Annotated in this window: 6 protein-coding genes; 4 read left to right on the top strand and 2 right to left on the bottom strand. The window is 62.7% G+C overall.

The genetic code is table 11. From position 1 onward, the window contains the following. On the top strand, nucleotides 1-109 hold a 109-nt coding region (locus EOA28_RS30760; protein ID WP_189342269.1), incomplete at its 5' end, for an alpha/beta hydrolase. An 8-nt stretch (nucleotides 110-117) separates the two neighbouring features. Here EOA28_RS30760 and EOA28_RS30755 read toward each other — a convergent pair. Both EOA28_RS30755 and EOA28_RS30750 read right to left on the bottom strand, forming a co-directional pair. After that, nucleotides 118-891, bottom strand: coding sequence for an HpcH/HpaI aldolase/citrate lyase family protein (locus EOA28_RS30755; RefSeq protein WP_127253300.1), 774 nt, complete (start codon nucleotides 889-891; stop codon nucleotides 118-120). 108 nt (nucleotides 892-999) lie between these two features. Further along, nucleotides 1,000-1,320 (bottom strand): DUF1476 domain-containing protein, encoded by a 321-nt coding sequence (locus tag EOA28_RS30750; RefSeq protein WP_042644542.1) that lies wholly within the window; start codon nucleotides 1,318-1,320, stop codon nucleotides 1,000-1,002. Between the two features lie 275 nt (nucleotides 1,321-1,595). On the opposite strand from EOA28_RS30750, the gene purC reads away from it, so the two are divergent. From purC to EOA28_RS30735, 3 genes are all read left to right on the top strand, one after another. Then, nucleotides 1,596-2,390, top strand: a complete 795-nt coding sequence (purC, locus tag EOA28_RS30745) for a phosphoribosylaminoimidazolesuccinocarboxamide synthase (protein WP_042644540.1) — start codon at nucleotides 1,596-1,598, stop codon at nucleotides 2,388-2,390. A gap of 61 nt (nucleotides 2,391-2,451) precedes the next feature. Beyond that, a complete protein-coding gene (gene purS / locus EOA28_RS30740) occupies nucleotides 2,452-2,691 on the top strand; it encodes a phosphoribosylformylglycinamidine synthase subunit PurS (RefSeq protein WP_040995386.1) in 240 nt (79 codons plus the stop codon). 1 nt (nucleotide 2,692) lies between these two features. Next, on the top strand, nucleotides 2,693-3,065 hold a 373-nt coding region (locus EOA28_RS30735), incomplete at its 3' end, for a phosphoribosylformylglycinamidine synthase subunit PurQ (RefSeq protein WP_189342267.1).

The raw sequence follows: 3,065 nt of genomic DNA, 5'->3' as shown, positions 1-3,065 counted from the left end.
CATCGACGCCGGCGAGGCCGGCCATCTCAACCACGACGCCGGCTTCGGCCCGTGGCCCGAGGGTTCGATGACCTTCGCCAAATTCCTGACGGAGTTGAAGCAGCCCTAAGGCTGACCTCAAGAGCCTATGGAATCCCGCATGCTCTTCAGGAGGGTCTTCGCGCCGATCGAGATCAGCGTGTGGTCCGAGCCCATGGCGAGCAGCCGATAGCCCATCGACACGACGCGGCCGGCAATTGCCGGCTCGATGACGTAGATCGCCGCATGCTTACCGGCCTTGCGCGTCCGCTCGGCGATCGAAGCGACCGCCTCCATCATGCTTTCCAGCGTCGAATTGACGGTCGTTCCGTTCGACCAGGCGATCGAGAAATCCGACGGACCGACGAAGATGCCGTCGACGCCGGGCGTGTCGAGGATGCCGTCGAGCGCCTCGAATGCCGCCCGCGTCTCGACCATCGCGAAGGCCATGGTGCGCTGGTTTGAATCGCGCAGCCATTCGGCATGGTCGCCCTTGCCGTGGCGCGGGAACGCATAAGTCGGCCCCCAGGAGCGCTCGCCCACAGGCGGATATTTCATCGCGGCGGCGAACTGCCGTGCGTCGGCCACCGAGTTCACCATCGGCGCGATCACTGCCTCGGCGCCGAAATCAAGCGCGCGGCTCGCCATGTCGAAGCGCCCGACCGGAATGCGCACCAGCGCGGGCTTGTTGGCGGCCAGCACCGGCGCCAGGCCGCGCAGCACGCTGTCCTCGTGGTGGCCGCCATGCTGCATGTCGAGGGTGACGGCGTCGAAATCCTGCTTGGCGATGATTTCCACCGTCAGCGCGTCCGGCACCCCGGACCAGGCGGTGAACAGCGTTTCGTCGGCGACCAGGCGGGATTTGAGCGACATCGGACCTTCCTTGATGACAACCCGCAGTTCAGCCGGAAACGACGGCAAAGGCAAAGAAAAACCGCCCGGTTTGGCCGGGCGGTCGATTGGTCCAGCTAGAATCCGGCCTCAGGCATTCTTGATCTGCTCGATGGCCTGGGCCATCAACTCGTCCATGGTGCGGCGGATCTGATGGTCGGACTGGTTGACGCCGGCGGCATCGAAATCCTTGCGAATCTTGCGGAAGACGTCGTGGTCGCCCGCCTCCTCGATATCTGAGACCACCACTTCCTTGGCATAGGCTTCGGCATCGGCGCCGGATTTGCCCAGCTTCTCGGCGGCCCACAGGCCAAGCGCCTTGTTGCGCCGGGCCGCGGCCTTGAAGCGAAGTTCCTCGTCGAAGGCGAATTTGCGCTCAAAGCCCTCTTCGCGGTCTTTCATGCTGCTCATGACGTCCCTCCGATCAATCCGATTCGCGTTCGCGGTGAATATGTGTGATGGGCAAGCACAAATCAAAAGGCCGCGACCCGGTCAATATACTTCGTCGCATGCTGCGCTGCGGCATTTCAGTCCCGAAAGCGGTTGATTCGCCGGATTTGGCGATTGAGCAAACCAGGCGATTGCGATAACACCGGCATTGAACGCCGCCGTCGCCATACTAATTTAGGCAGACGGACAGGAACCGGTCATTTGCCGCCTGCCCGCAGACCCAGAGAAAAAATCAAATGAAAAATCGCCGCCGCATTTACGAAGGAAAGGCCAAGATCCTCTATGAGGGCCCTGAGCCGGGCACGCTGATCCAGTTCTTCAAGGATGACGCCACCGCCTTCAACAAGAAGAAACATGAAGTGGTCGATGGCAAGGGCGTGCTCAACAACCGCATTTCCGAGCACATCTTCAATCACTTGAACCGCATGGGCATCCCGACCCACTTCATCCGCCGGCTCAACATGCGCGAGCAGTTGATCAAGGAAGTGGAGATCATCCCGCTCGAGGTCGTCGTGCGCAATGTCGCCGCCGGCTCGCTGTCCAAGCGCCTCGGCATCGAGGAAGGCACGGTGCTGCCGCGCTCGATCATCGAATTCTATTACAAGGCCGATGCGCTCGACGATCCGATGGTGTCGGAAGAGCACATCACCGCCTTCGGCTGGGCGAGCCCGCAGGAGATCGACGACATCATGGCCTTGGCCATTCGCGTCAACGACTTCCTTTCCGGCCTGTTCCTCGGCGTCGGCATCCAGCTCGTCGACTTCAAGATCGAATGCGGTCGCCTGTTCGAGGGCGACATGATGCGCATCGTCGTCGCCGACGAGATCTCGCCGGATTCCTGCCGGCTGTGGGATGTCGCCACCCAGGACAAGCTCGACAAGGACCGCTTCCGCCGCGACATGGGCGGCCTCGTCGAGGCGTATCAGGAAGTCGCCCGCCGTCTCGGCATCATCAACGAGAACGAGCCGCCGCGCCCGACGGGCCCGGTTCTCGTGGCCTCTTCCGATGCGCCCAAGGGCCTGAAGCACTAATACCGACCGGCCTGCCGGGCAATGGCAGGTCCACCGCCCGATCCATCACTTAGGAGTATCGATGAAAGCCCGCATCACCGTGACCCTCAAGAACGGCGTCCTCGACCCGCAGGGCAAGGCGATCGAGCATGCGCTCTCCGGATTGGGCTTCGACGGCGTCGGCCAGGTTCGCCAGGGCAAGGTGTTCGACATCGAGCTCACCGGAACCGACAAGGCCAAGGCCGAAGCAGATCTCAAGGCTATGTGCGACAAGCTTCTGGCAAACACGGTGATTGAGAATTACGCGGTGGAGATCGCCTGACATGAAATCAGCCGTCGTCCTCCTGCCTGGCCTCAACCGCGACCGCGACATGATCGCGGCGCTTACCAAGATTTCCGGCCAGGCGCCGGCCACGGTCTGGCAGACCGACACCGAGATCCCCGATGTCGACTTGATCGCCATCCCCGGCGGCTTCTCCTTCGGTGACTATCTGCGCTGCGGCGCGATCGCGGCGCGCATGCCGGTGATGCGGGCGGTCGCCGAAAAGGCCGCCAAGGGCGTGCCCGTCATCGGCGTCTGCAACGGCTTCCAGATCCTGGTCGAGGCGGGCCTTCTGCCCGGCGCGCTGATGCGCAACGCCTCGCTGAAATTCGTCTGCCGCCAGGTGAAGCTCGAGATCGCCAACGCCAACACCA

The organism is Mesorhizobium sp. M2A.F.Ca.ET.067.02.1.1 (assembly GCF_004023285.1).
GTDB lineage: Bacteria > Pseudomonadota > Alphaproteobacteria > Rhizobiales > Rhizobiaceae > Mesorhizobium.
This window is presented reverse-complemented; position numbering and strand designations above follow the sequence as displayed.

Coding starts and splice junctions, on each gene's coding strand:
- EOA28_RS30755 (WP_127253300.1), bottom strand. CDS start 891: ATGTCGCTCAAATCCCGCCTGGTCGCCGACGAAACGCTGTTCACCGCC.
- EOA28_RS30750 (WP_042644542.1), bottom strand. CDS start 1,320: ATGAGCAGCATGAAAGACCGCGAAGAGGGCTTTGAGCGCAAATTCGCC.
- purC (WP_042644540.1), top strand. CDS start 1,596: ATGAAAAATCGCCGCCGCATTTACGAAGGAAAGGCCAAGATCCTCTAT.
- purS (WP_040995386.1), top strand. CDS start 2,452: ATGAAAGCCCGCATCACCGTGACCCTCAAGAACGGCGTCCTCGACCCG.